Origin of the sequence: Nocardia ignorata NBRC 108230 (genome assembly GCF_001612905.1) — a bacterium.
GTDB classification, from domain to species: domain Bacteria; phylum Actinomycetota; class Actinomycetes; order Mycobacteriales; family Mycobacteriaceae; genus Nocardia; species Nocardia ignorata.
This window is the reverse complement of record NZ_BDBI01000028.1, coordinates 69,096-94,198: the sequence shown is the minus strand read 5'-3', so window position 1 is coordinate 94,198 and position 25,103 is coordinate 69,096. Positions and strand designations below refer to the sequence as shown.

Annotated in this window: 21 protein-coding genes; 16 read left to right on the top strand and 5 right to left on the bottom strand. The window is 68.4% G+C overall.

Features of this window, described 5'->3' with window-relative positions:
- The first annotated feature begins 18 nt into the window (after positions 1–18).
- Both NI2_RS23215 and NI2_RS23210 read left to right on the top strand, forming a co-directional pair.
- Positions 19–1,050, top strand: a complete 1,032-nt coding sequence (locus NI2_RS23215) for an SPFH domain-containing protein (protein ID WP_255284034.1) — start codon at positions 19–21, stop codon at positions 1,048–1,050.
- Positions 1,051–1,073: 23 nt separating this feature from the next.
- Positions 1,074–1,898, top strand: coding sequence for a diacylglycerol kinase catalytic domain-containing protein (locus tag NI2_RS23210; protein WP_243750103.1), 825 nt, complete (start codon positions 1,074–1,076; stop codon positions 1,896–1,898).
- Here the strand turns inward: NI2_RS23210 and NI2_RS33230 are convergent.
- Entirely contained in the window at positions 1,830–2,270 is a 441-nt protein-coding gene (locus tag NI2_RS33230; protein WP_243750104.1) for a hypothetical protein, read from the bottom strand. The genes NI2_RS23210 and NI2_RS33230 overlap by 69 nt on opposite strands.
- Positions 2,271–2,506: 236 nt before the next feature.
- On the opposite strand from NI2_RS33230, the gene NI2_RS23200 reads away from it, so the two are divergent.
- Positions 2,507–3,583: a protein kinase family protein gene (locus tag NI2_RS23200; protein ID WP_243750105.1), complete on the top strand. Its 1,077-nt coding sequence runs from the start codon at positions 2,507–2,509 to the stop codon at positions 3,581–3,583.
- Positions 3,584–3,589: 6 nt separating this feature from the next.
- Here NI2_RS23200 and NI2_RS23195 read toward each other — a convergent pair whose 3' ends face one another.
- Entirely contained in the window at positions 3,590–4,693 is a 1,104-nt protein-coding gene (locus NI2_RS23195) for an AI-2E family transporter (protein ID WP_067494153.1), read from the bottom strand.
- A 148-nt stretch (positions 4,694–4,841) separates the two neighbouring features.
- Between NI2_RS23195 and NI2_RS23190 the strand changes: the two genes are divergently transcribed.
- The 6 genes from NI2_RS23190 (at position 4,842) to NI2_RS23165 (ending at position 11,327) form a co-directional block, all read left to right on the top strand.
- Positions 4,842–5,813, top strand: coding sequence for a DUF389 domain-containing protein (locus NI2_RS23190; protein ID WP_067494152.1), 972 nt, complete (start codon positions 4,842–4,844; stop codon positions 5,811–5,813).
- Positions 5,814–5,885: 72 nt separating this feature from the next.
- Positions 5,886–6,260 carry an SHOCT domain-containing protein gene (locus NI2_RS23185; RefSeq protein ID WP_067494151.1) on the top strand — a complete coding sequence of 125 codons (375 nt, stop codon included), beginning with the start codon at positions 5,886–5,888 and terminating at the stop codon, positions 6,258–6,260.
- An 83-nt stretch (positions 6,261–6,343) separates the two neighbouring features.
- The gene (locus tag NI2_RS23180; protein ID WP_067494148.1) at positions 6,344–7,009 is read left to right on the top strand and encodes a GAP family protein; all 666 of its coding nucleotides are present in this window, start codon (positions 6,344–6,346) and stop codon (positions 7,007–7,009) included.
- A 5-nt stretch (positions 7,010–7,014) separates the two neighbouring features.
- Positions 7,015–8,706, top strand: coding sequence for a SulP family inorganic anion transporter (locus NI2_RS23175; RefSeq protein ID WP_067494438.1), 1,692 nt, complete (start codon positions 7,015–7,017; stop codon positions 8,704–8,706).
- Positions 8,703–9,314 carry an ABC-2 transporter permease gene (locus NI2_RS23170; protein WP_067494145.1) on the top strand — a complete coding sequence of 204 codons (612 nt, stop codon included), beginning with the start codon at positions 8,703–8,705 and terminating at the stop codon, positions 9,312–9,314. The genes NI2_RS23175 and NI2_RS23170 overlap by 4 nt, the downstream gene beginning before the upstream one ends.
- Positions 9,315–9,431: 117 nt before the next feature.
- Positions 9,432–11,327, top strand: coding sequence for an alkyl/aryl-sulfatase (locus tag NI2_RS23165; protein ID WP_067494142.1), 1,896 nt, complete (start codon positions 9,432–9,434; stop codon positions 11,325–11,327).
- Between the two features lie 28 nt (positions 11,328–11,355).
- Here NI2_RS23165 and NI2_RS23160 read toward each other — a convergent pair whose 3' ends face one another.
- The gene (locus NI2_RS23160) at positions 11,356–12,198 is read right to left on the bottom strand and encodes an SDR family oxidoreductase (protein WP_067494435.1); all 843 of its coding nucleotides are present in this window, start codon (positions 12,196–12,198) and stop codon (positions 11,356–11,358) included.
- 61 nt (positions 12,199–12,259) lie between these two features.
- Here NI2_RS23160 and NI2_RS23155 point away from each other — a divergent pair, with 61 nt between their 5' ends.
- The 6 genes from NI2_RS23155 (at position 12,260) to NI2_RS23130 (ending at position 20,988) form a co-directional block, all read left to right on the top strand.
- The gene (locus NI2_RS23155; protein WP_174552228.1) at positions 12,260–12,994 is read left to right on the top strand and encodes a PaaX domain-containing protein, C- domain protein; all 735 of its coding nucleotides are present in this window, start codon (positions 12,260–12,262) and stop codon (positions 12,992–12,994) included.
- Between the two features lie 138 nt (positions 12,995–13,132).
- Positions 13,133–14,515, top strand: coding sequence for an ABC1 kinase family protein (locus tag NI2_RS23150; RefSeq protein WP_067494137.1), 1,383 nt, complete (start codon positions 13,133–13,135; stop codon positions 14,513–14,515).
- 8 nt (positions 14,516–14,523) lie between these two features.
- A complete protein-coding gene (locus NI2_RS23145) occupies positions 14,524–16,464 on the top strand; it encodes a sensor histidine kinase (RefSeq protein ID WP_067494129.1) in 1,941 nt (646 codons plus the stop codon).
- 106 nt (positions 16,465–16,570) lie between these two features.
- Positions 16,571–17,737: a PucR family transcriptional regulator gene (locus tag NI2_RS23140; RefSeq protein WP_067494126.1), complete on the top strand. Its 1,167-nt coding sequence runs from the start codon at positions 16,571–16,573 to the stop codon at positions 17,735–17,737.
- Positions 17,738–17,765: 28 nt separating this feature from the next.
- Positions 17,766–18,584: a poly(ethylene terephthalate) hydrolase family protein gene (locus NI2_RS23135; protein ID WP_067494124.1), complete on the top strand. Its 819-nt coding sequence runs from the start codon at positions 17,766–17,768 to the stop codon at positions 18,582–18,584.
- A 121-nt stretch (positions 18,585–18,705) separates the two neighbouring features.
- Positions 18,706–20,988: an ATP-binding protein gene (locus NI2_RS23130; RefSeq protein WP_067494121.1), complete on the top strand. Its 2,283-nt coding sequence runs from the start codon at positions 18,706–18,708 to the stop codon at positions 20,986–20,988.
- A 6-nt stretch (positions 20,989–20,994) separates the two neighbouring features.
- On the opposite strand, the gene NI2_RS23125 is transcribed toward NI2_RS23130, so the two are convergent.
- Complete coding sequence (locus tag NI2_RS23125) at positions 20,995–21,417, bottom strand: MarR family winged helix-turn-helix transcriptional regulator (RefSeq protein WP_067494118.1); 423 nt, start codon at positions 21,415–21,417, stop codon at positions 20,995–20,997.
- 114 nt (positions 21,418–21,531) lie between these two features.
- On the opposite strand from NI2_RS23125, the gene NI2_RS23120 reads away from it, so the two are divergent.
- Entirely contained in the window at positions 21,532–22,659 is a 1,128-nt protein-coding gene (locus tag NI2_RS23120; protein WP_067494115.1) for an NADH:flavin oxidoreductase, read from the top strand.
- A 4-nt stretch (positions 22,660–22,663) separates the two neighbouring features.
- Here the strand turns inward: NI2_RS23120 and NI2_RS23115 are convergent, their stop codons facing one another.
- Entirely contained in the window at positions 22,664–25,048 is a 2,385-nt protein-coding gene (locus tag NI2_RS23115) for an ATP-binding cassette domain-containing protein (RefSeq protein WP_243750106.1), read from the bottom strand.
- Positions 25,049–25,103: the final 55 nt, after the last annotated feature.

The window sequence follows — 25,103 nt, the reverse complement described above, 5'->3', positions numbered from 1 at the left end:
GCCGGAACCGTAAGGGCTGTGCGCAGATTCCCGGATCACACACAGCCCTCGACGGCTGCCGCCGGTCCTGTTATGGTCATTATGACTATAACGAAGGAGAAGGCGATGGCCGACATCAGCAGCTACCCGGGACTTCGGCACCTCAGGGGAGCCCCGACAGTGCACGTCAGGCACGTCCGCAAGGGCAAGCTCCTGCACGACGGCACAGGGCTGAGCTTCTGGTTCCGCCCGAGCACGGCGGTGCTCAGCGAGGTTCCGGTGGACGACCGGGAGCTGCCGATGCTCTTCCACGCCCGCACGCGCGACCACCAGGACGTCACGGTCCAGCTGACCGTCACCTACCGCTGCACCGATCCCGCGACGACGACGAGCCGGATCGACTTCTCGATCGACCCCGACACGGGGACCTGGCGCCAGGACCCGCTGAGCCAGATCGCCAACACCCTCACCGAGAACACCCAGCAACACGCCCTCGAGGTGCTCGCCACACTCGATCTCGAGACCGCCATCCGCACCGGCGTCGAAAAGGTCAAGGAAGCCACCCGCAATCTGACCGCGGCCCACATCGGGCTGGAGATCATCGACGTCCGCGTGGTCGCGATCCGCCCCGACGCGGAGATGGAGAAGGCGCTCCAGACCACGGTCCGCGAGAAGGTCCAGCAGGAAGCGGACCGGGCGACCTACGAACGGCGCGCGCTCGCCGTCGAACGCGAGCGCGCGATCAGCGAGAACGAACTGCAGAACCAGATCGAGCTGGCGAAACGGGAGGAGCTCCTGGTGGTCCAGCGCGGCGCGAACGCGCTGGAGAAGGCCGAGAGTCAGGCCAGAGCCGACCGGATCGCCGTCGACGCCAAGGCCGACGGGATCCGCAAGCTCGCCGAGGCCGAGGCGGCCGGCGAGAAGGCGCGCCTGGATGCCTACCGGGATGTCCCGCGGGAGACGCTGTACGCGTTGGCGGCGAAAGAACTCGCGGGCAACCTGCCGGAGATCGGCAGCCTCACCCTGACGCCGGACATGATCGCGCCGATCCTGCAACGGTTCACCCGATGAGCCTGGCGCCGCGAATCGTACTGGTGCACAGGCGAACCGAGCTGTCGGAGCTGCTGGCGCGGCACGGGACGCGCGGGCAGGTGGAGTTCTTCCTGAACTCGCGTGGCAGGTCGCTCGATGAGGTGGTGGAACGCGACCGGCGGACCCGCGCGGCGATCGCCGAGGTCAGTGCGGCCATTCCGCTCGACTGGCGGCGCGGCACGGTCGAGCGGGAAGACCTGTCGCGGTTCCTGTTCGCCCCCGAGGACATCGTGGTGATCGTCGGACAGGACGGGCTGGTCGCCAATGTGGCCAAGTATCTCGACGGCCAGCCCGTCATCGGCATCAGCCCGGAACCCGGTGTGCTCGCCGAGCACTCCCCCGCCGACGCGACCGAACTCCTGCACAGCACCGGTAGCACCGAGGACCGCACGATGGTCGAGGCGAGAACAGACGACGGCGCGACCCTGCGCGCGCTCAACGAGATCTACATCGGCCATCCGAGCCACCAGACCAGCCGGTACCGCCTGCGTGACGAGCGCCAGGCATCGTCGGGCATCCTCGTGGGCAGCGGTACGGGTGCGACAGGCTGGTGCCTGTCGGCTCACCGCGAACGGAAAAGCCCTGTCGCCCTTCCTCATCCCACCGAGCGCAGACTCGTCTGGTTCGTCCGGGAGGCGTGGCCGTCACCGGCCACCGGGATCGCGCACACCGAAGGCGAGATCACCGGCGAAAGCCTGCACATCGACGTGGAGTCCGACGGACTGGTGGCCTTCGGCGACGGCATCGAGCACGACGCACTACGCCTGGGCTGGGGCCAGCGGCTCAGCGTCGGCCTCGCCACCACCAGCCTGCGCCTGGTGCGTTGAAGGAGGACTGTCGGTCGTCGCTATCTGCTCGCCGGGGACGCCGAGCGGTTCGCGGCTGATCGCGAGGATCCGCAGGCCGGTGGTCGCCGGGACCAGCCGGTCCGCGAGCACGGCGCACGCGTCGATCACGTGCTCGCAGTTGTCCAAGATCAGCAGGAGATCGGCGTCGGCCAGGTGCTCGGTGAGGGCGGTGAGCGGAGCACTGATGTCGTCACGCAATCCGAGCTCGCGTGCCACCGTCGACGCGACCAGACCCGGATCGTTCACATGCGCCAGCTCCACCAGCCACACCCCGTCGGGAAACGCCCGCCGAGCCACCTCCCCCACCCGCATGCTCAACCGCGTCTTGCCGACCCCACCCGCTCCGGTCAACGTGAGCAACCGTGCCCCCCGAGCAGCTTCCTGGCCGCGGCGACATCATCGTCGCGCCCCACAAAGCTGGTCACCTCCACCGGAAGATTCCCCGGCACCCGCCTGCTCACACCCCACTGTCGCACACGACCTTCCAGCACACAGGCGGACCGCGACGCTGATCGGAAGGCCATCGGTACGCTCGCGGGATGGGCGGGGACTTCTCACATCGAGCCGGGCGAACCACGGGCAACCAAGTGGATGAGCACCCGGACATGTCGCGCCCGGCCCGCCTCGACGCTCACAGTGCTGTCGCCACCGCCCTCGCCCTGCACAGCGATCACGCCTTGCGCGAACTCGTCGACGCGGCCACGCCGATCGGCACCGGAATCGGCGGGAAGTCCGCGCTGCTCGAGGTTGCCGGGACACCGGTTTTCGTGAAGCGGGTGCCACTCACCGACCTGGAACGGCAGCCGGAGCACGTCCGGTCAACGGCGAATCTGTTCGATCTGCCGCAGTTCTACCACTACGGCGTCGGCCTCATCGGTGGGGCGGGGTTCGGGGCCTGGCGCGAGCTCGCCGTGCACATCATGACGACGAACTGGGTGCTGGCCGCCGAACACGAGGGCTTCCCGTTGATGTACCACTGGCGGGTGCTGCCCGACGCCACCCCACTGCCGGACGAGCTCGCCGACATCGATCGCGTCGTCGCCTACTGGAACGACCGGCCGCAGGTACGTCGACGGATCGAAGCTGTCCGGGACTCTTCGGCGAGCATCGCGCTCTTCCTGGAGTACATCCCACACACCCTGCACGAGTGGCTCGACGCCCGGATCGAGGCAGGCGCGGACGCCACCGATCAGGCCTGCGCCATGGTGGAACGGGAACTGGCCGACAGCACCGCGTTCATGAACAGCCGTGGACTGCTGCACCTCGACGCGCACTTCCACAACATCCTCACCGACGGCCGACGCCTCTACTTCGCCGACTACGGCCTCGCGCTCGCCTCCGGGTTCGACCTCGCACCGCACGAAGCCGCGTTCTTCGCCCGGAACCAAAGCTACGACCGCGGTTTCACCGCTACCTACCTGGTGAACTGGCTGCTCACCGCGCTGTACGGACTCCGCCGGGAAGACCGGGACAAGCGCCTCGCGATGGTGCGCGACATCGCCGAGGGCGAACCCGCGACAGGAATTCCGGACGGAGCCGCCGCAATCATCACCCGGCACGCACCGGTCGCCGCCACGATGTCGACGTTCATGCGCGCGTTCCAGCAGACGACTCGGCGCACACCGTATCCGGACGAGGAGATCAGACGACTGTGCGGCGGATGAGTGCCTTCAGGTGGATGTGTCGGCAGCGCTGTTCCTCTTCGTCGGGAGCGGGCCGCCGATCAGGACGTCGGCCCAGCGGGTGGAGGGGTCGATGTCGAGTAGGAGGGCTTTCACCAGGAGGGTGAGGGGGATGGCGAGGATGGCGCCGAGGCCGCCGAGTACCCAGGACCAGAACACCAGGGACAGGAAGGTGATGGTGACGCCGAGTCCTACGGCGTCACCGACGAATTTGGGCTGGATGATCGACTGGATCACGAAATTGATCGCGCTGTAGACCACGATCACCCACACCATCAGAACCGGTCCGCTGTCGAGCAGGGCCAGCAGCGCGGGTGGGATCACGCCGATGATGAAGCCGATATTCGGGATGTAGTTGGTGATGAACGACAGCAGCGCCCACAGCAGCGGTAACGGCACTCCGAGCAACCACAGCGCACCGCCGTCGATCACCGCCACGATCGCACCGAACACTGTCGAGACGACCAGATATTTGCGGGTGCCCGCCGCGAAACTGCCGAGCGCCTGAGCGATAGCGGGCCGTTCGACGGCGACCACGGCCATTCTCGGCCGGACGCTCATCCCGTCGACTGCCATGAACAGCAACAGCGCGGCCACGAAGAACAGATTCGAGAACACCCCGACCACACCGCCGAGCAGGTTGTCGAGCAACCCGACGAGTTTGCCGAGGTCGATGCCCTGCAAAGCCTTCTGGATCTGGTCGTGACTCAACCCGGCTGCCTCGAGCCAGCCACGAACGGTATCGAGCAGATCGTCGAGACTGCCGGTGTACTGCGGTAGCCGCGAAGCCAACTGTGCGACCGAAAGCGCGAGCGCCCCACCGAATCCCACCAGAATGAACAACACCGCACCGAAGGCGAGCAGCATGCCGAGCCAGACCGGACCACCGCGCTGCTGCACCCTGGTCTGGATCGGCTGCACGGCGATGGTGAGCATCAGGGCCAGAAATGTCGGACCGACCACACCGGCGAAGGCTTTCAATCCCGTGACGCAGATGATGATCGCGGCTATCGACAACAGCACGACGAGACCGCGGGGAATGGACCACCCACCCGCACCGGGAAACTGCCGGACCGTGTCCGTGGTGTGCATCCGACGACGCTAATCCCGTGCACACTGCCTCCGAATCACCCGTTCGGGGTGAATTCGCCGCGCGGTCGGTGCGGAATTCATCCATTACGGGTGATTTCGTGGGCGCCGCCGCTTTCTACGCTTGGCCGGACATGGCGAAAGGATCGCGATGCTCAGCTTTCTCGTTCCCACCGATCAGCGCCGCACCCTCGACGAACTGACCGACAAACTCGACCTGTCGGTGGGCTCGGTAGCGGCGAAGCGCTCGGCGTTCTGGATCATGCTCGTGCTCTCGGCGGTGATCGCGATCTCCGGTGTGGTCGGTGATTCCACGGCGACCGTGATCGGCGCGATGATCGTCGCCCCGCTGTCGATCCCGATTCTCGGGGTCGCTCTCGGTGTGGCGACCGGGCGCGCCGCGCTGGTGGGTCGCAGCCTGCTGCTGGTGGTCGCCGGTATCGCGGTAGTGGTCGTGCTCGGTTTCCTGTTCGCGCAGCTGCTACCGAATCCGGTGAACGTGCTGTCCAACGCGCAGGTCGTCGGGCGGACCTCACCCAAACTGATGGATCTGACCGCAGCGCTGGCCACCGGTCTCGTCGCGGCGGTGGCGATCACCCGCCGTGATGTGGGTGACGTGCTGCCCGGTGTCGCCATCGCGATTTCGCTGGTGCCGCCGCTGGGCGTGGTCGGGGTGTGCCTCGGCTCGCGGGCGCCCGCCCTGGCACTCGGTGCGTTCGTGCTGTTCGCCTCCAACATGCTGGCCATGATCATCACCACCACCACGGTCCTGCTGCTGGCCGGATACGGGCGCGACGCCGAGGCGCCGACCGGTGGGCGCGGGCGCGCCTACCTGGTGCTCGGTGCGGCGTTGATCCTGGTGGCGGTGCCGATGGTGATCAATTCGCTGTCGACGCTGTGGGCCGGGCAGATCTCCGACGTCGCCCGCGACTGGCTGCGCGAGCAACCCGGCGCCCAGGTGGTGGACGTGACACTGCACAGCGACACCGCCACCATCACCGTCCTCGGTCCGCAACAGCTGCCCGACCTGGCCGAATTGCAGCGCCGGGTCGACGATCTCGTGCCCTGGCACCCCGACGTCGTGGTCGTGCACAACGTCGGGGGCCGGGTGCGACCACGGTGACACCGACGTCGCCGCACCACCCGACGTGTTCACCGACCGGTGGGCGCTCAGCACGAAAGTGAGGGATCAACAATGGATTTCTGGGACGTCATCTGGGCCATTGTCGTAAGTTTCGCGTTCATCGCCTATCTGCTGCTGATCTTCGTCATCCTCACCGATCTCTTCCGGGACCGGAAAACCTCGGGCTGGGTGAAGGCGATCTGGGTGCTGTGCCTGTTCCTCTTCCCGCTGATCACCGGGCTCGTGTATTTGATCGTGCGCGGCGACGGAATGGGCGAACGCACCGCCGAAGCCGAGCAGCAGGCCAAAGCCGCGACCGACCAATACATCAGGGAAACTGCGGGCACCAGTTCCGCCGCCCAGATCGCGGACGCGAAAAGGCTATTGGACTCGGGCGCCATCACCGAGGCCGAATTCCAGCAGCTCAAAGCCAAAGCGCTGGCCTGATTCCCCGCCATGCGCGTGCGGTGGGCGAATCTCATCCGTCTCGTGTGAGGCGGTGCGCCCACCTGTGCGTTTACGGTCGCGCTATGGGTCCGGTCATCGGAGATCTGCTTCCGCTCGCCGTCGGTGTCGCGCTGTCGCCGATACCGATCGTGGCGACGATTCTCATGATTGTGTCGGCGCGTGGAAAAGGCGCGGCGATCGGGTTCGCCACCGGGTGGGTACTCGGCATTCTGATGGTCACCGGGGTGGTGACGCTGTTCGCCGGCAACCTGGGCGGGTCCGACGACAGCGAACCCGGTGCGGCGGCGGCGTGGATCAAGATCGTCCTCGGGGTGCTGCTCGTGGGGTTGGCGGTGAAACAGTGGCAGGCGCGCTCGCAGACCGAGGTGCCCGGCTGGATGCGCGCGATCGACACCCTCACCCCGGTGAAGGCGACCGGGTTCGGGGCACTGCTGTCCGGGGTCAACCCGAAGAACCTGCTGCTGTGTGTGTCGGCGGGTGTCGCGATCGGGGCGGCACGCCTGGGCACCGGCGGCGCGATCGGCGCGATCGTGGTGTTCACGGTGCTCGCGTCGGCCACGGTGCTGACCGTGGTGCTCGGCTATCTCGTGGCGGCCGAGCGGCTCGGCCCGGCGCTGGACCGGCTCCGGGTGTGGTTGCAGGACAACAATCACGCCGTCATGGCCATCGTCCTGCTGGTCATGGGTGCGGTGGTCCTCGGTAAAGGGCTGGGCGGATTGCCGGGGTGAAGTCGATGTCGGTACCGGCGTTCACATCCCTGCGTGGTTATCGCGGCGACTGGGTGCGTCCCGATGTGATCGCCGGGCTCACGGTGTGGGCGGTGCTGGTGCCCGAGGCGCTGGCCTACGCCTCCATCGCCGGGGTACCGCCGGTAGTCGGGCTGTACGCGGCGGTACCCGCCCTGGTGCTCTACGCGCTGGCGGGCAGTTCGCGCCACCTGGTGGTCGGCCCGATGTCGGCGACCGCGGCGCTGTCGGCGGCGATCGTCGCCCCGCCGGCCGGCGCCGACGGCGGCCGCTACCTCGCCCTCACCGCGGCCCTGGCCGTCTGCACCGGCATCGTCGGCCTGCTGGCCGGGCTGATCCGGCTGGGATTCATCGCGAGCTTCATCTCCGGACCGGTCATGAAGGGCTTCATCGTCGGGCTGGCCCTCGTGATCATCATCGGCCAGGTACCCAAGCTCATCGGGCTGCACAAGCACGAGGGCGACTTCTTCGAACAAGCCTGGGGCATCCTGCGCAGTCTCGGTGAGATCGACTGGCGCACAACACTTGTCGGCACCGTGAGCCTGGTCCTCATGCTGGCGGTGCGGCGCTGGCTGCCGATGGTGCCCGGCGCCCTGCTCGCCGTGGTGCTCGGCATCGCCGCGGTGCACCTGCTCGGTCTCGACGACAAGGGCGTCGCGATCGTCGGCCACATCGACGCGGGTCTCCCCCGTCTCGGCCTGCCCGGCGGACTCGATCTCGGCGACTATCTCGAGCTACTCGGTCCCGCGGTCGGCGTGGTGCTGATCGGCTTCGCCGAAGGCCTCGGCGCCGCCAAAACCTATGCGGCCAAGTCCGGTTACCAGGTCGACCCCGATCGGGAGCTGCTCGGGCTCGGCGCCGCCAATATCGGCTCGGGGCTGAGTTCGGGCATGGTGGTCAACGGCAGCCTGTCCAAGACCGCCGTCAACGGTGGCGCCGGGGCGAAAACACAGCTCAGCGGCCTGGTGGTGGCCGTGCTGACCATCCTCACACTGCTGTTTCTCACCGGCCTGTTCGAGAAGCTGCCGGAGGCGACCCTCGCGGCGGTGGTGATCGCGGCGGTGATCGAACTCGTCGACTTCGCCGCCCTGCGCAGGCTCTACGGGGTGTGGACCGGCCTGCTCGGCGGCATCTACGGGCACGCCGCCCGCGCCGATTTCGTCGCCGCCATGGCGGCCCTGCTCGGCGTGCTGCTCTTCGACACGCTGCCCGGACTGCTCATCGGGATCGGTGTCGCGGTGCTGCTGCTGGTCTACCGCGCCTCCCAACCGCACGTCGCCGAACTGGGCAAGAGCGGCTCGCTCTGGGTGGACAAGGCCAGACATGCGGACCTGCCGACCCGGCCCGACCTGCTGGTGGTGCGCGTCGAATCCGGTCTGTTCTTCGCCAACGCCGACTTCGTGCGCGAACACATCGAGGCACTGTGCACCGAGTCGACCCGGCTGGTGGTCCTCGACGCCGAAACCTCGCCCTCACTGGACGTCACCGCCGCCGACATGCTGCTCGACCTGCGAAAAGAACTGGCCCGCAAGCGCATCGACTTCCGTATCGCCCGCTCGGTGGCGCAGTTCGGGGCCGAACTCGGCTCCGCCGTGGTCGGCGCGACGCCCATCCAGGTGTATCCGACGGTCGCCGAGGCCGCCGCCGACCTACCCGATTCCGGAAAGGAACACCCATGAACGGCATCATCGTCGCGCTGGTCGGTGCGCTGCTGTGCTTCTACGGGGTCCGCTCGGTGCACCTGGGCATCCTCGCCATCGGGTTCGGCCTCGGCTGGCTGATCGCCGACCTGTGCAACGCCTCGTTCTGGTGGCTGCTGCTGATCGCGCTGATCGGCGCGGTGTCGGCCTGGGTGGTGACCTCGCTGATACTCCGCTTCGCTGCCTACTTCATCGGCGGCCTCACCGGCGCGATGATCGGCACCAAACTCGCCACGGTGCTGCAACCAGGCGACAAGAACTGGGCACTGAGCATGATCGTCGCCGCCGCGGTGTGCGTGTCCGGCGCCTTCCTGGCCGAAAAGTTCCGGGCCCGCGCCCTGCTGTGGCTGACCTCGATCGGCGGCGCGAGCATGATCCTGTCGGGCCTCGGCCGCATGGGCGACCTCGAGTTCCTGCGCGATCCCGAACCCGGCCGGCAGCAGATCGCGGCCACGCTGTCATGGGTCGCACTCTCGGTACTCGGCTGGCTCACCCAGCGCCACCTGTTCGCGGAACGACTCGGCATCGAACCCGATGCCGACGAACCGCCGTCGCGCAATATCGGCGGGAAATGGCCGAGCCGGTGAGCCCGGGAATTTCACCCGGAGCGGGTGAGGCGCAACCGTCGCCGCCGATGTGATGCTGCAGGAGCGGGCCACCCGGGACGGGTGGCCGCAGGACCGAGCACAGTGGAAAGGGATTCGATGACCAGTCCGCAGAAGGCTTCCGAAGCCGTCGAGGCAGGCAATGCCGAGGTGCTGCGCACGATGCCGTTCGGCGACACCCAGGATTTCGCGGACTCCGACCGCGGGTTCATCGCCGCGCTCACCCCGCCGGTGATCCGAACTGCCGACGGCGACGTGGTGTGGGACTGCGATTCCTTCGCCTTCCTCGACGACGACTGCCCCCCGACGGTGAATCCGAGCCTGTGGCGGCAGTCGAAACTGACTGTGATGCAAGGGTTGTACGAGGTCACCGAGGGGATCTACCAGATCCGCGGACTCGACCTGTCGAACATGACGATGATCGAGGGCGAGAGCGGCGTGATCGTCGTCGACCCGCTGATCTCGGTGGAGACCGCGGCCGCCGGGCTGGCGCTGTATCGCGAACATCGCGGTGATCGCCCGGTGGTCGCGGTGATCTACTCGCACTCCCATATCGACCACTTCGGCGGCGTGAAAGGGGTGACCACGCAGGAGGATGTCGACGCGGGCCGGTGCACGATCATCGCACCGGCAGGCTTCACCGAGCATGCCGTCGAGGAGAACGTCTACGCGGGTACCGCCATGGCCCGGCGCGCGGCCTACATGTACGGCGCGGCACTGCCGCGCGGGCCGGTGGGCGCCGTCGGCGCGGGACTGGGACCGACCACCTCGACCGGTCGGCCGAGTCTGATCACCCCGACCATGTCGATCGACCACACCGGACAAGCCGCCACGGTCGACGGCGTGGCCATCGAATTCCAGATGACTCCCGGCACCGAGGCGCCCTCGGAGATGAACTTCTACTTCCCCGCCCGCCGCGCACTGTGTATGGCCGAGAACTCCACCCACACCCTGCACAATCTGCTCACCCTGCGCGGCGCACTCGTTCGCGACCCGCACGTGTGGTCGAAGTACCTCACCGAGGCGATCAACCGCTATGCCGCGAGAACCGATGTGGTGTTCGCCTCGCACCACTGGCCGACCTGGGGCACCGAGCGCCTCACCGAGTACCTGTCGATCCAACGTGATCTCTACGGCTACCTGCACGATCAGACGCTGCGCTGGATCAACAAGGGCGCCACCGGCACCGAGATCGCCGAGAACTTCCCCATGCCACCCGCGCTGACGGACAGCTGGTCGACCCACGGGTATTACGGTTCGGTCAGTCACAACGTCAAAGCCGTCTATCAGCGCTACATGGGCTGGTTCGACGGAAACCCGGCCAACCTGTGGCCGCACAGCACCGCCGACGCCGCCGTGCGGCACGTGGACTTCATGGGCGGTGCCGAGGAAGTGATCGCCAAGGCGCGAAAGTCCTTCGCCGAAGGCGACTTCCGCTGGGTCGCACAGGTGCTCAACTATGTGATCTTCGCCGACCCGGACAATGCCGAGGCCAAGGCCCTGCAGGCCGACACCCTCGAACAACTGGGCTACGGCGCCGAGAACGGCACCTGGCGCAACTTCTACCTCATGGGCGCCTACGAATTGCGCAACGGCTCCGTCGGCACGCCGACGGTCGCGGCGGCACCGGACATCCTGGATCAGCTGACCGTCGAGCAGGCTTTCGATGCGATCTCCCTGCGTATCGACGGGCCGCGGGCATGGTCGGCCCAGATCGTCATCGACTGGCGCGTGACCGATACCGGGATCGTGCACCGCACCCAGTTACGCAACGGTCTGCTGGTCCATTTCGATGTCGACGGGGAAGTCGCGCCCGCCGACGCCACCTTCACGCTCAGCGCCGCCGACCTGCGCGCGGCCTTGCTCGCCGGCGGCGACCTCGGCGCGATGATCGAAGCGGGCCGGGTCACGGTCGACGGTGACGCGGGCAAACTGGCCGAACTCGTCGGCTGTCTCGACGAACCGGACCCCGATTTCGCCATCGTCACACCCTGATTCGACCCGGAGCCGCGCCTCGACTGGTTCAGGCCTGGGGCGGGTCGACGAAGATGTCGTATTCGAGATCGTCGCTGCCGCCGTAGGCGGAGAAGTCGGTCCGGCCTTCGGCTCGCAGGACTTCCACGTCGAGGAAGGTGTTGCCGGTGACCGTGCGGGCGTCCTTCTCGAGGATCGCGATCGCGGCGTCGGCCACGATCTGCGGGGTACGGGCCTTCGCGGTCGCCTCGTCGCCGCCGAGCAGGTTCTGGACCGCGGCGGTGGCGATGAGCGTCTCGGGCCACAAACAGTTGGCGGCGACGCCGTGCTCGGCGTACTCGGCGGCCCAGCCGAGTGTCAACAGGGACATGCCGTACTTGGCCACCATGTAGGCGGGGTGGGCGCCCAGCCAGGCGGGTGCGAGGTTCAGCGGAGGCGACAGGCTCAGGATGTGGGCGTTGTCGCTACGGCGCAGGTGCGGCAGGCAGGTGCTGGTGAGCAGATAGGTACCGCGCAGCTGGATCTGCTGCATGAGATCGAACCGTTTGACGGGCAACTCTTCGGTCGGGGCGAGCGCGATGGCCGACGCGTTGTTGACGCAGTAGTCGATGCCACCGAACCGTTCGACGGTCCGGCGCACGGCCTCGGTGACCGATGCCTCGTCGCGGACGTCGCCGACCACCGCCAGCGCCTGCCCACCCGCGGCCTCGATCTCGGCGGCCGCCGTGTGGATGGTGCCGGGCAGCCGTGGATCGGGAACGTCGGTCTTGGCCAGCAGCGCGATATTGGCGCCCTGACGTGCGGCGGCGAGCGCGATGGCCAGCCCGATGCCGCGGCTGCCGCCCGACATGATCATCGTGCGTCCGGCCAGCGGTGAGGTAGATGTCGTCATGCCCGGCGACATTACATATATTCAACAGCCGTAGCAATAGTGAAATATGTACACTCGACCCGTGAAATCCGAGGTCACCGATTCCGGCGTGATGGTGCGTCCGGTGTCGGCGCGGTCGGCGCTGATCCGCATCCTCATCGCGGCCGACTCGCCGACGATGACGTCACAGCAGATCTGCGCCGCCACGACCGCGGCGGGTTACCCGGAGGCCACCGTGCGCGTCGCGGTGTCGCGGATGGTCGCGGCCGGTGAGCTCGTGCGCGCGCGTCGCGTCTACACCCTCGCCCCACACCTGCGTGCCCGGCGCGTAGACCTCCTCGCGCCCCGGACGCTGCCCTGGCAGGGCGATTGGGAACAGGTCGTCATCACCGCGACGGGACGACCCGCCGCCGACCGCGCGGCACTGCGCGCGACGCTGCTCTCGCTGCGCCTCGCCGAACTCCGTGAAGGTGTGTGGATGCGCCCGGCCAACCTCGCGCGGGACCTGCCCGACGATCTCGGCGACACCACGATCGCCCTGCGCACCCGTGCCGTGGACGACCCGGTCTCGCTGTGTGCTCGGCTGTGGCCGCTGACCGACATCGACCGCCGGGCCCGTGAGCTGCTCGAAGCCATCGAAACCGCCGACCCCGCCGCTCGGTTCACGACGGTGTGCGCCGGCCTCGACCTGCTCACCACCGACCCCGCGCTGCCCTCCGAACTGCGGCCCGCCGGCTGGGCGGTCGACGCACTGCGCGAGACGACGACGGCCTATCTCGGCTGGTTCCAGGAACTGAGCCGCGGCACCGGGGACTGACAACGACCTCACCCGCGAAGAATTCGTGCTCCGCCACGACGGCATCGGTGATCCGGCACAAGTCCGCGCCCGTTCGCCTGTGAGTACGGCGACGTAGGCCGAGAATGCCCATGAGCGCACCGCGGGAAAGAGGCCCCCATGGCAGACAAGCAGGTACCGACCGGACGACTGTCACGCAGCGCACGGCTCGGCCGGTTGGCCGCGGGACAGGCGGCCCGCGGCCTCGGTACCCGGCTGGCGATGATCGGGCGAACCGAACAGGCGCGCCGCACACTCGCCGAACGCTCGACACTGCAAGCCGCCCAGCAGATCGTCACCGTGCTCGGTGGGATGAAGGGCGCGGCGATGAAATTGGGGCAGATGGCCTCGGTGCTGGATCTGGACATGATCCCGGAGGAGCACCGCGAGATGTTCCGCACGAAACTGGCGAAGCTGCGCGACAGCGCACCCGAGGTGCCGTTCGCGCAGATGCGCGCGGTGATCGAGCAGGATCTCGGGCGGCTGAGCCGGGTGTTCACCGACTTCGACCCGGAACCGGTGGCGGCGGCCTCGATCGGCCAGGTGTATCGCGCCCGGCTGCGCGACGGACGGGTGGTCGCGGTGAAGGTGAAGTATCCCGGCGTGGATCGGGCGGTGCACGCCGATATGCGCAATCTCGAATTCTTCAGCGGCCTGTGGAAATCGTTTCTGCCCTCGGCCGCCGATACCGAGGTGCTCGCCGAGATCTCCGGCAATATCGTCGCCGAACTGGACTACCGGCGCGAGGCGGCCAATCAGCATCGGGTCGCCGCACGCTACCGGGACCACCCGTTCATCCTGGTCCCCGACGCCGTCGAGGAGTTCTGCGGCGACAATGTGCTGGTCACCGAATTCGTCGAAGGCATCTCGTTCGACGACATCCGCCGCCTGCCCGCCGCGCGCCGCGATCACATCGGTGAGCTGGTGTACCGCTTCTACATCACCGGCATGTTCCGCGACGGCGAGTACTGCGCCGACCCGCATCCGGGCAATGTGCTGCTCGCCGACGACGGCCGGGTCGGTTTCGTCGACTTCGGGCTGTACAACACGATCGAGCGCGCCGACCTGGATTTCGAGCGGCAGGTGATCCGCGCGGCTCACCACTTCGACAGCGACGAGGTGTTCCGGCGCTGGTCCGAGCGCGGCATCATCGCCCCCGACTCGCCGGTGACGCCCCAGTCGGTGCTCGAATACGTGTGGGCCGCCTCGGGGTGGCATCTGCTCGACGAGGAGATCACCCTCACCCCGGAGATCGCCACCAGTGCGGTCGTGCTCGCCACCGACCCGCGGGCGGCGCAGCGGCGCGAGGTCCGCCACTTGCTGCTGCCGCCCGAGCACGTCTTCTCCCGCCGCGCCGACCTTTTCACCCTCACCGCGCTCGGTCAGCTCGAGGCGACCCGGAACTGGCACGACCTGGCCCGCGAATGGCTCTACGACGAACCGCCGGTGACCGAGATCGGCCGGGAGATCGAGGCCTGGCGGCACACGGTAACCAATGCCTGAGGTGTTTCGTGAACTACCACAGTGCGGTTGGGTTTCCGGCACGGCTTGGCGTTCGCACCAGAATTCTCGCGATCGCGCTCATTCCCAGTCTCACCCTGCTCGGTCTCGGCATGTTCACCGCGGGCGACCTGGTGCGCGACAGCGCTCAGGTCCGGCAGTGGATCGACGACCTGGAGCAGATCCGCCCCGCCGCCGCCGAACTCGGTGCCGCCGCCCAGGTCGAGCGGGTGCTCTCGCTGCGCAAGCTCACCACCGGCGAGATCGTGCCGGAGCTGGTCTCGGCGCGGGCGCGGGTCGACCGCGGGTTCGAGGCGCTGGTGCGCGCGGATGCTCGCAGGCACGAACCGTCTCCGTATATCCCGGCCGCGCACGCGAAGTTCCAGGCGACCATCACGAAGGTGCGGGCCGGTATCGACGGGCGCGTGCTCGGCCCGGTCGAGGTGTACCAGTACTTCAACGGCCCGTTCACGTTGTTCCACACCGGTTTCCGGCGCGCACAGCAGGTGGCGCCGGACCCGCTGTTCGCCACGCGGATCTCCGAGGCCGTGCGGTTGCTCGCCGCGACCGAGGCGATGTCGCGGGGCAATGCGATCGGTGTCGCGCTCTGGGGTTCGGACGGGCGGGCGTTCCCGCTCGAAGAGTTCACCACCCAGGTGGGCTTCTACAAGGCCGAGATCACCAATCTGATCGCCGAATTCGGTGAGCCACGCAACCAGCTGCTCGCCGGAATCGTGGCTTCCGATGCGTGGCAACAGATTTCGACGATGGAGGCGGCGCTCGCCGAACGACTCGCGTCTCACGAGTGGACCCGGACACCGGAGCTGCCACTCTCGCTGCAGCAGTGGCAGGATGCCGCCGCCGAGGTGAATACGAAGCTCGTCGCCACCTACTCCGAACATCTCGACCGAGCCCGTGGCAGTGCCATCGAGGCCGCCCAACGCACCGAACGGTCCGCGTGGGTGGCGGGGGCCGTCGTGCTGGTGGGCAGTGTGGTCGCCATGCTGATCGCGGTGGTGCTGGCCGACCGCATCATCCGCGGGTTGCGGCGGCTGCGCGATGCCACGCTCGAGGTGGCCGACGCCGAACTGCCCAAGGCCATCCGGCGGGCGAAAGCCGGTGAGCGCGCCGAGATCGCGCCCATCCTCGACTTCGGCAGTGACGAGATCGGTGAAGTGGCAACCGCTTTCGAGCAGGCCGCGACCGTGGCGGTGGGGGCGGCGGTCGAGGAGGCGCGCACCAGGGAGGGGGTTCGCTCGGTATTCGTCAATATCGCCCATCGCAGCCAGGTGGTGGTGCACCGTCAGCTCGAGATCCTCGACGAGGCCGAGAGCAAGCAGCAGGACCCGGCCCTGCTCGAGGTGTACTTCCAGCTCGATCACCTGGCGACCCGCGCGCGACGCAATGCCGAGAACCTGCTGATCCTCGGCGGCAGCAGGCCCGGGCGACGGTGGAGCACACCGGTGCCGCTGCTCGATGTGCTGCGCAGCGCGGTGGGTGAGACGAAAGAGTATGTGCGCGTGCGGGTCGGCGGCGTACCCGAGGCGCGGCTGTACGGCGCGGCGGTGGCCGACCTGATCCACCTCATCGCCGAACTCGTCGACAACGCCACCGCCTTCTCCCCACCCGCGACGATGGTCGATGTCAGCGCGGGTGTCGTCGGCAAGGGCCTGGCGGTCGAGGTCGCCGATCAGGGGATCGGTCTCACCGTGGCCGAATTCGAGCGGTACAACTCCCTGCTGGCCGCCGCGCCGGATTTCGGGTTCGCGGCGTTGTCGCGCGATTCGCGCATGGGCTTGTTCGTGGTGGCCCAGCTCGCGAGCACCCACGCGGTGTCGGTGCGGTTGGCCGAGTCACCGTACGGCGGGGTGCGCGCCGTCGTGGTCATCCCCGGCACCCTCGTCGACGGCCACGAAGCGGCGCTCGCCGGCGAACGGAAGGTCTCTCGGTGAACCCCGCGGACTTCGTGGGCGGAGCCGAATAAAATACGCACCTCGGTGCGCAGAGATACGCAGTTCTACCGATGTCCCGGCGTGCTGGGCCCGGCACGCTCGACGAATGCCACATCGGACACCCTCCGGGACCGCCCTCCTGAGCAGATCGGCACCGGCGCACGCGGCACAGGAATCGACGATCGACCGCCTGGTACGGACGGCCTTCACCGACGGCCCCGCGGGGCGAAATATGTTGCGCCCCCGGCAGATCCGCAACATCGGGCTGGCCTGCCTCGATCTGATCGCGGCCACGAGTTCCGGGTCGGCTACGGCCGTCCCGCTCGCTCGCCTCGAACACGCCACCGTCGAATGGGCACGCGACGGCATCGGGGTGGAGGCGATCCTGCACTCCCTGCACCGCTGTGCGCGCATCGCCGTCGAACTGACCGGAGCCGAGATCGACGTGGTCGACCTGCTCGAGCACGCCGCCACGACGGTCGCGAGCGCCTACGTGCGGTACACGCTGGAACTAGCGGGCCGCTCCGAACACGCCAGAGACGCACTGGCCCACCAGGTCATCGCGGGCACCCACTCGCGCGCCGTGGCCCGCGACTGCGGCGTCGAACTGGCCGACGAGTACTGGGTGCTGGCACTGAACATCGCGGGCGAACCGACGGACGGGCCCGCCGACGGCGTCGACGAGCGGGTACGCGCCCGCCGCGCCATCACCCGCATGCGCGCCGAACTCGACCGTCGCTGCGACGGTGAGTGCCTGGCCGCCCTGTCCACGCGCGGCGGCACCGCACTGGTGCCGCGCCATACCGACGCCGACATCGACGTCGTGGCCGCCGCGCTCACCCGCGCCGCCGGTCGCCAGGTGACGGTGGCGGTCGTGCTGTCCGACCTCGACGAGGTGGCCGACGCGACCGAGTGCGCGCACGAACTGCTCGAGATCGTCCGGCGGCTCGGCCGCAGGGGTGGCGTGCACCGGTTCAGCGATTACGCGCTCGAATACCAGCTCACCCGGCCCGGTCCGGCCCGCGACCACCTCGCGACCGTGCTCGAGCCGCTGACCGGGCACCCCGAACTCCTCGAAACGCTGCGCTGCCACGTCGCCAACAACCTGAACCGGCGCCGCACCGCAACCATGCTGCACCTGCACACCAACTCGATCGACTACCGCATCAAGCGCATCGCCGAACTCACCGGCTACGACGCCACCCGGTGCGCCGATCTGTGGTACCTGCGCTCCGCGCTCGTGGTGTCGGGGTTGCACGATCCGGCCGCGTAGTACCGCGGCACCGTAGGAAAGGACAACGATGTTTTTCCGATGCACAACCCTGGCGGCGGTCGCGGTGACCGGTCTGCTGGGCGCCGCGCCCGCTGTGGCGAACCCGCCCTCGGCCGGGTCGGCCGGTTCGTCGCAGGTGGCCGACCCGGTGGGCGCCGTGACGGTCGACAAGTGGGTCGACCACACGGTGTACCGTCCCGCCGAGCTCGGCACCACCCGCCATCCGGTGGTGCTCTGGGGCAACGGCACCGGCGCCGGGCCCGGCGTCTACGCCGACACACTGCTGAAGCCCTGGGCCGCGGCGGGCTTCATCGTCGTCGCCGCGAACACCACGATGGCGAACTCGGGTGCGGAGATGCTCGCGGGCGGGCGGGAACTGCTGCGGCGCAACGACACCCCGGGCAACGCGTACAGCGGCAAGGTGGCCACCGATCAGGTGGCGGCCGCAGGCCATTCCCAGGGCGGGGCGGGCGCGATCAACGCGGGCGCCGACGAGATGGTGCGCACCGTGCTAGCCCTGCAACCCGGCCCGCTGGCGGCTCCCGGAAAGATGGTCGGGCCCGCGCTGTTCCTGGCCGGGGAGGCCGACCGCATCGTCGACGCCGACGGCATCGTCATGCCCCTGTTCGAGAGGGCCGACCAGGTACCCGCGGTCTTCGCCGAACTCGGTGGCGCCGGGCACCTGGTCTGGGGACGATACGCCGAGGTGATGGCCGACTGGCTGAAGTACCGACTGCTCGGTGACCCCGTCGCGAAGGCCCGTTTCCTCGGTGCCGAGTGCGGCCTGTGCACCGACGTCGCGTGGACGAGAGTTCTGCACAACGCGAAGGCGCAAGCGCTGAGCTGAGTGCGGACATCAGCGAATTCGTGCCGCTCCCGGGACGACGGCTGAGTACGATCGCCGATACCGATCACACCCGTGAGCCGGATCGACAGCACGTGTCGTCCGGTACGACCCGAGACGGCGGATGGTGCGAAGCACGCTCGACCCGGCGGCGACCAGCTACCTCGGCCGCGATGCCGAGGTAGCCGCGGTGCGCGCCCTGCTCGACGACGGCTGCCTGGTCTCCATCACCGGCCAGGGCGGACTCGGCAAGACCCGCCTGGCACGCAAGGTCGCCGGGCAGCTCGCCGCCGACTACGACGACGGCGTCTACTTCGTGGAACTGTCCGGGCTGCGCCACGATCACGAGGTCGGCACAGCGGTGGCGGCGGCACTCAGATTGCGGATCAAAGCCGGCGAGTCGGCGACCGAACGGGTACTCGACCATCTGGTTCGCCGCGCACCGCTGCTGGTCCTCGACAACTGCGAACATCTGCTCGACGGCTGCGCCGACCTCGTCATCCAGGTGCTCGCGACCTGCCCCGGGGTGACCCTGCTCGTCACCAGCAGGCAGACACTCAGCGTGGCGGGCGAGCAGGTCTACCGGCTCCCACCACTGGCCGTGCCACCACCGGAGCTCGACGATCCCGCCCGGATCGCCGAATACCCGGCGGTGGCCCTGCTCGTCGACCGGGCGAGGGCGGTGCGCGCCGATTTCCGGATCACCGAGTCGAACGCCGCCGCCATCGCCCGCCTGTGCCGGTTGCTCGACGGGATCCCACTGGCCATCGAACTGGCGGCGGCCCGGCACCGCTCGCTGTCACCCGCACAGGTCATCGACCGCTGGTCGTGCGGGCTGACGCTGCCGACGGCCTGGACGCACGGGGTGCCCGACCGGCACCAGACGCTGCGCAACACGGTCGACTGGAGCTACCGGTTGTGCAGCGACGACGAGAAGCAGGTGTGGGCGCGCCTGTCGATCTTCCAGGACTGGTTCGAGCTGGAAGCCGCCGAATATGTCTGCGCCGACACGCGTTCGGTCGCGCCGGTGGTGTCGATCGTCGATTCGCTGGTCGACAAGTCGATCCTGGAACGGCGCGGCGACGACATCACGCACTACCGCCTGTTGCGGCCGGTGCGCGAGTTCGGCGCCGAGAAGCTGGCCGAGGAAGGTGCGACCGACGTCGTCGCCCGCAGGCATCGGGACTGGTTCCGGGACGTCATTCTGCTGACCGACCGGGAGTTCTTCAGCAAGAAGCAGTTCGAACACGTCCGTCGGTTGCAGGTCTGCCAACCCGATCTGCGATTGGCGCTCGAATGGTCGCTCGAGACGCCGGGCGAGGCCGAGACCGCGCTCGAGATGGCGGCCTGCGTCGATGAGTTCTGGCGGATGGCTGGCTCGGATCAGCTGGTGAAGGTCTGGTTGCAGCGTGCGCTGCACGCGGTGCCGCATTCGCCGCACGCGGGACGCGGCTGGGCGGTGCTCGCCCTGCATTCGATCTGGATGACCGATCGTGACAGCGCTTATCGCGAACTCGATCAAGCCGATCGGGAGGCGGCGCGCTCGGGCGACCCGGTCCTGATCGCCCTCGCGAAGGCCGCCCGGTCCGCCGCGGCCAAGATCGACTTGGACAACGAGAAGGCGGCCGCCCTCGCCTGGGAAGCCACCCACACCCTGCGCAGCCACGGACACCTGCGTGAGTCGATGGGGGCGTGGAACATCTACGCGCTGGCGACCGCCGCCGCCGACCCCACCGGTCGCCTCCAGGAGCTACGCGAGGCGGTGCGGATCTGCGAGGAGCACGGTGACTACTACTATCGCGGGCTCTACCTGTTCGCCATCTCGCTGATCGAAGTGATGCTCGGCAATCCCGACGCGGCCGAGCGAGCCGGACACACCGCCCTGCGGATCTCGCGCCGATGGGGCAGCCGATTCGGCGACGCCTATCACGTGGAAGCACTGGCGTGGGTGGCCTCGGCACGCAACCAGCACCTGCGCGCCGCCACCCTGTTCGGTGTCGCCGCGTCCGCGTGGGAGCAGCTGGGTTCCGATCCCGACGTCATCCTCGTGCGCCCGCACACGCTCTTTCGCGACGCGTCGATCCAGGCACTGGGTGGCGACCGTTTCGAAACCGCGTTCCTGGCCGGGCAGGCCATGCCGATCGACGAGGCCTTCGAGTTCGCGCTGACCCCGCACCGTGAACCGGCGACTCGGCATCCCGTCGACATCGCGCCGTTGACCCCGCGCGAGTACGAGGTGGCGACCCTGGTCGCCACCGGGCTGACGAACAAGGAGATCGCCGCCCGCCTCGTCATCGCGCCCCGCACCGCCGACACGCACGTGGGCAACATCCTCACCAAGCTCGGCTCGTCGAACCGGGCCCAGATCGCCACCTGGGTGGCTACCCGCGGCGCGCACGCCGACTGAGGCTCCCTACTTCCGGAAGACCTCCGACAGCAGGGCCGACAGCGTCCGGCGTTGTTGCGCGTCGAGCCGCTCGAGACCCGCGCGCGTGCGGTGCATGTTCGCGCGGATCGCGTCGGTGACCTGCTCACCCTCCGGGGTGATGACGAGGTTGGTGACGCGCCGATCGGCGGCGCTGGTCTCCCGGCGTACGAGCCCACGCTTCTCGAGCCGGTTGATGATGCCGGTGATGTTGGAGGCATCGCAGTACATGGTCTCTGCCAGCCTTCGCATGGCGATGGGCCCATGGCGCAGCACGGTGAGGGTCTTGGCCTGGATGGCGGTGAGCTGCTCGCCGGCCGCAGCGGCGGTGAAGTCTCCGTAATACACGCCGAGCGACACCGACAACAGCTCCATGAGCTGGTCGGGATCGTCGCGGGGAGGCTCTGACATGGCTCAAGACTAGCGCCAGAAACTTGACGACCTCAAATATCTCCGCCTACGGTGGCGGCATTGCTTGAAGTTCTCAACCTTCGACATTCTCAAGTAAGTATGTTAGGAGCATTCATGACCGTCACCGTGTCCGACGCCGCCCGTGCGACGCAGGCCCTGTCACGACCCATCACCCTGAACGGCCTGACCGTCCCCAACCGGATCGCCATGGCGCCGATGACCCGCATGTTCTCCCCCGGCGGTATCCCCGGTGACGACGTGGCTTCCTACTACGCCCGCCGGGCCGCGGCAGGCGTCGGCCTGATCGTCACCGAGGGAACCTACGTCGGTCACGAGTCGGCGGGACAGAGCGATCGCGTCCCGCGTTTCCACGGCGAGGCCCAGCTGGCCGGGTGGGCGAAGGTCGCCGCCGACGTGCACGCGGCTGGTGGCACCATCGTCCCGCAGCTGTGGCACATCGGCATGGTGCGCAACCACGGTGATGCGCCCTACCCCGACGCCCCGGCCATGGGCCCCTCCGGCATTCGCGTCGACGGCACCGAGGGCGCGGGCCACGCCATGACCCAGCGCGACCTCGACGACGTGATCGCCGCCTTCGCCGACGCCGCCGCGGCCGCCGAACGCCTCGGATTCGACGGGGTGGAACTCCACGGCGCCCACGGCTATCTCCTCGATCAGTTCCTGTGGTCACGCACGAATCGCCGCACCGACGCCTACGGCGGGGACGCGGTGGCCCGGACCGTGTTCGTCGCCGAGGTCGTCCAAGCCGTGCGCGCCGTCGTCTCGCCGACCTTCCCGGTGATCCTGCGCTATTCGCAGTGGAAGCAGGATGCCTATGACGGGCGCCTGGCACAGACGCCCCAGGAGTTGGCGGCGATCCTCGCCCCGCTGGCCGAGGCAGGTGTCGATGTCTTCCACGCCTCGACCCGCCGCTACTGGCTCCCCGAATTCGACGGCTCCGACCTGAATCTGGCCGGCTGGACCAAGAAGCTCACCGGTAAGCCGGTGATCACCGTCGGCTCGGTCGGCCTCGACGGCGACTTCCTGAACGCCTTCCGTGGGCACGGCGCCGAACTCGGCAGCATCGACAATCTGCTCGAACGGATGGAACGCGACGAGGTCGACATGGTCGCTGTGGGCCGTGCGTTGCTCCAGGATCCCGAGTGGGCGCGCAAGGTCCTCGACGGACGCTTCGACGAGCTGAAGCCCTTCGACCCCGCCGCTCAGAAGACCCTCAGCTGAGCGGTCACAGCACCCGCGCCAGGTAGGGGGCGGTTCGGCTGTCCGGCGCGGCCGCGACGTGTTTCGGGGTGCCCTCGGCGACGATCCGGCCGCCGCGGGCGCCGCCGTCGGGGCCCATGTCGATCACGTGATCGGACTGCGCGACCACGATCATGTCGTGTTCGGCGACCACCACGGTCGCGCCGGAGTCGACGAGCGAATCGAGTTGGGCGAGCAGCACTTCGGTGTCGGCGGGGTGCAGCCCGGTGGTCGGCTCGTCCAGCAGGTACAGCGTGCCCGCGCGGCGGGTGCGTTGCAGTTCGGTGGCCAGCTTCACCCGTTGGGCCTCGCCACCGGACAGTTCGGTGGCGGGCTGGCCGAGCCGCAGGTAGCCGAGCCCGACATCGAGGAGCGTGTGGAGCGCGCGGTGCACCGCGGACACGTCGGCGAAGAACGGTTCGGCCTGTTCGACGGTCATGTCGAGCACCCCGGCGATCGTCGTGTCCCGGTAGGTGATCTCGAGGGTTTCGGGGTTGTAGCGGGCACCGTGGCAGTCCGGGCACGGGGTGTAGGTGCTGGGCAGGAAGAGCAGTTCCACGGTGATGTACCCCTCGCCCTGGCAGGTCGGGCAGCGTCCTTCGGCGACGTTGAAGGAGAAGCGGCCGATGCCGTAACCACGCGCCCGCGCCGCGGGGGTATCGGCGAAAAGGGCTCGGACAGTGTCGAACAGGCCGGTGTAGGTGGCCAGGTTGGAACGCGGGGTGCGCCCGATCGGCGCCTGATCCACCTCGACCACCCGGTTTACCACCGGGTCGGCTTCGGCGCCCGCTGAAATCGCCCGCAGCAGAGTGGTTTTGCCCGCTCCCGACACCCCGGTCACGGCGGTGAAGACCCCGAGCGGCAGGTCGACGTCGACTCCGCGCACGTTGTTGATCTCGATCCCACGCAACTCCAGCGTGCCGCTGCGCACGCGCGGCACCCGCGGTTCGCGCGACACCTCGTCGAACAGGTAACGCCGGGTCACCGAATCGGGGATCGCACGCAGACCGGCCACCTCTCCGCTGTAGAGCACCCGTCCCCCGTTGACGCCGGCTCCCGGACCGACGTCGATCACCCAGTCGGCGTGGCGCACCACATCCATGTCGTGTTCGACGAGAAGGACACTGTTGCCGGACTTTTCGAGTCTGCGCAGGACGGTGGTGAGCGCGGCGGTGTCGGCGGGGTGCAACCCGGCCGAGGGTTCGTCCAGCACGTAGACGACGCCGAACAGCCCCGACCGCAACTGCCCTGCCAACCGCAGGCGCTGCAGTTCGCCACCGGAAAGTGTCGGGCTTTCCCGGTCGATGCCGAGGTAGCCGAGGCCGAGTTCGATCAGCACGTCCAGCCGGGACGTGAGGTCCTGGGTGAGCACGGCCACCGCGCCGGTGCCGGTGGTGTAGGGACGTAGCACCTCGGCCAGTTCGTGCAACGGCAGTTCACCGAGTTCGGCGATGTTGTAACCGGCGAAGGTCACCGCCAGCGATTCGGGCTTGAGCCGGTGTCCATGGCACAGCGGGCACACGGTGGTGTGCAGGAATTCCGCGGCCTTGGCCCGGGTCTTGTCGCTCTTTGATTCGGCATGGGCCTTGAGCAGCAATCGGCGGGCGCTGCTGAAGGTGCCCTGGTAGGGGCGGTGGATGCGGTGCGCCTCGCGCTCGGGATGCACGGTGACGACGGGTTGTTCGTCGCTGAACAGGATCCACTCACGCTCGGCCGCATCGAGTTCGCGCCAGGGGCGGTCGATGTCGTAACCCAGCGCGGCGACCACATCGCGCAGATTCTTGCCCTGCCAGGCGCCGGGCCACGACGCGATCGCCCCCTCCCTGATGCTCAGGGAGGGGTCGGGCACCATCGATTCCTCGGTGGCTTCGTGGATCACGCCCTGTCCGTGGCAGCGGGGACACGCGCCCTCGACGGTGTTGGGCGAGAAGGCATCCGAGTACAACCGGTTGGTTCCCGCCGGATAGTGTCCGGGCCCGGTCCGCGCGGGCCCCTCCGGGTAGTCGCCTTCGCGCGACATCAACAGCCGCAGCGTGTTCGACAGGGCACTCACCGTGCCGACGGTGGACCGGGACGACGGCGTGGACCGGCGCTGGGCCAGCGCCACCGTCGGCGGCATCCCCGAAACCTCGTCCACGTCGGGCGCTTCGACCTGATTCAGCAACCGCCGGGCATACGGTGCGACCGACTCCAGGTACCGGCGCTGCGATTCGGCATAGAGCGTCCCGAAGGCCAGCGAGGACTTCCCCGAGCCCGACACACCGGTGAACGCGACCAAGGCATTACGCGGCAGGTCGACATCGACATCGCGCAGATTGTGGACCCGGGCGCCACGCACCCGAACCGAAGAATCGATCTCGCGCGAATCCACGGCTATCGACCCTACTCCCTGCGATGCGTTGCTACCGCCGTTGCCGGGGTGCCCG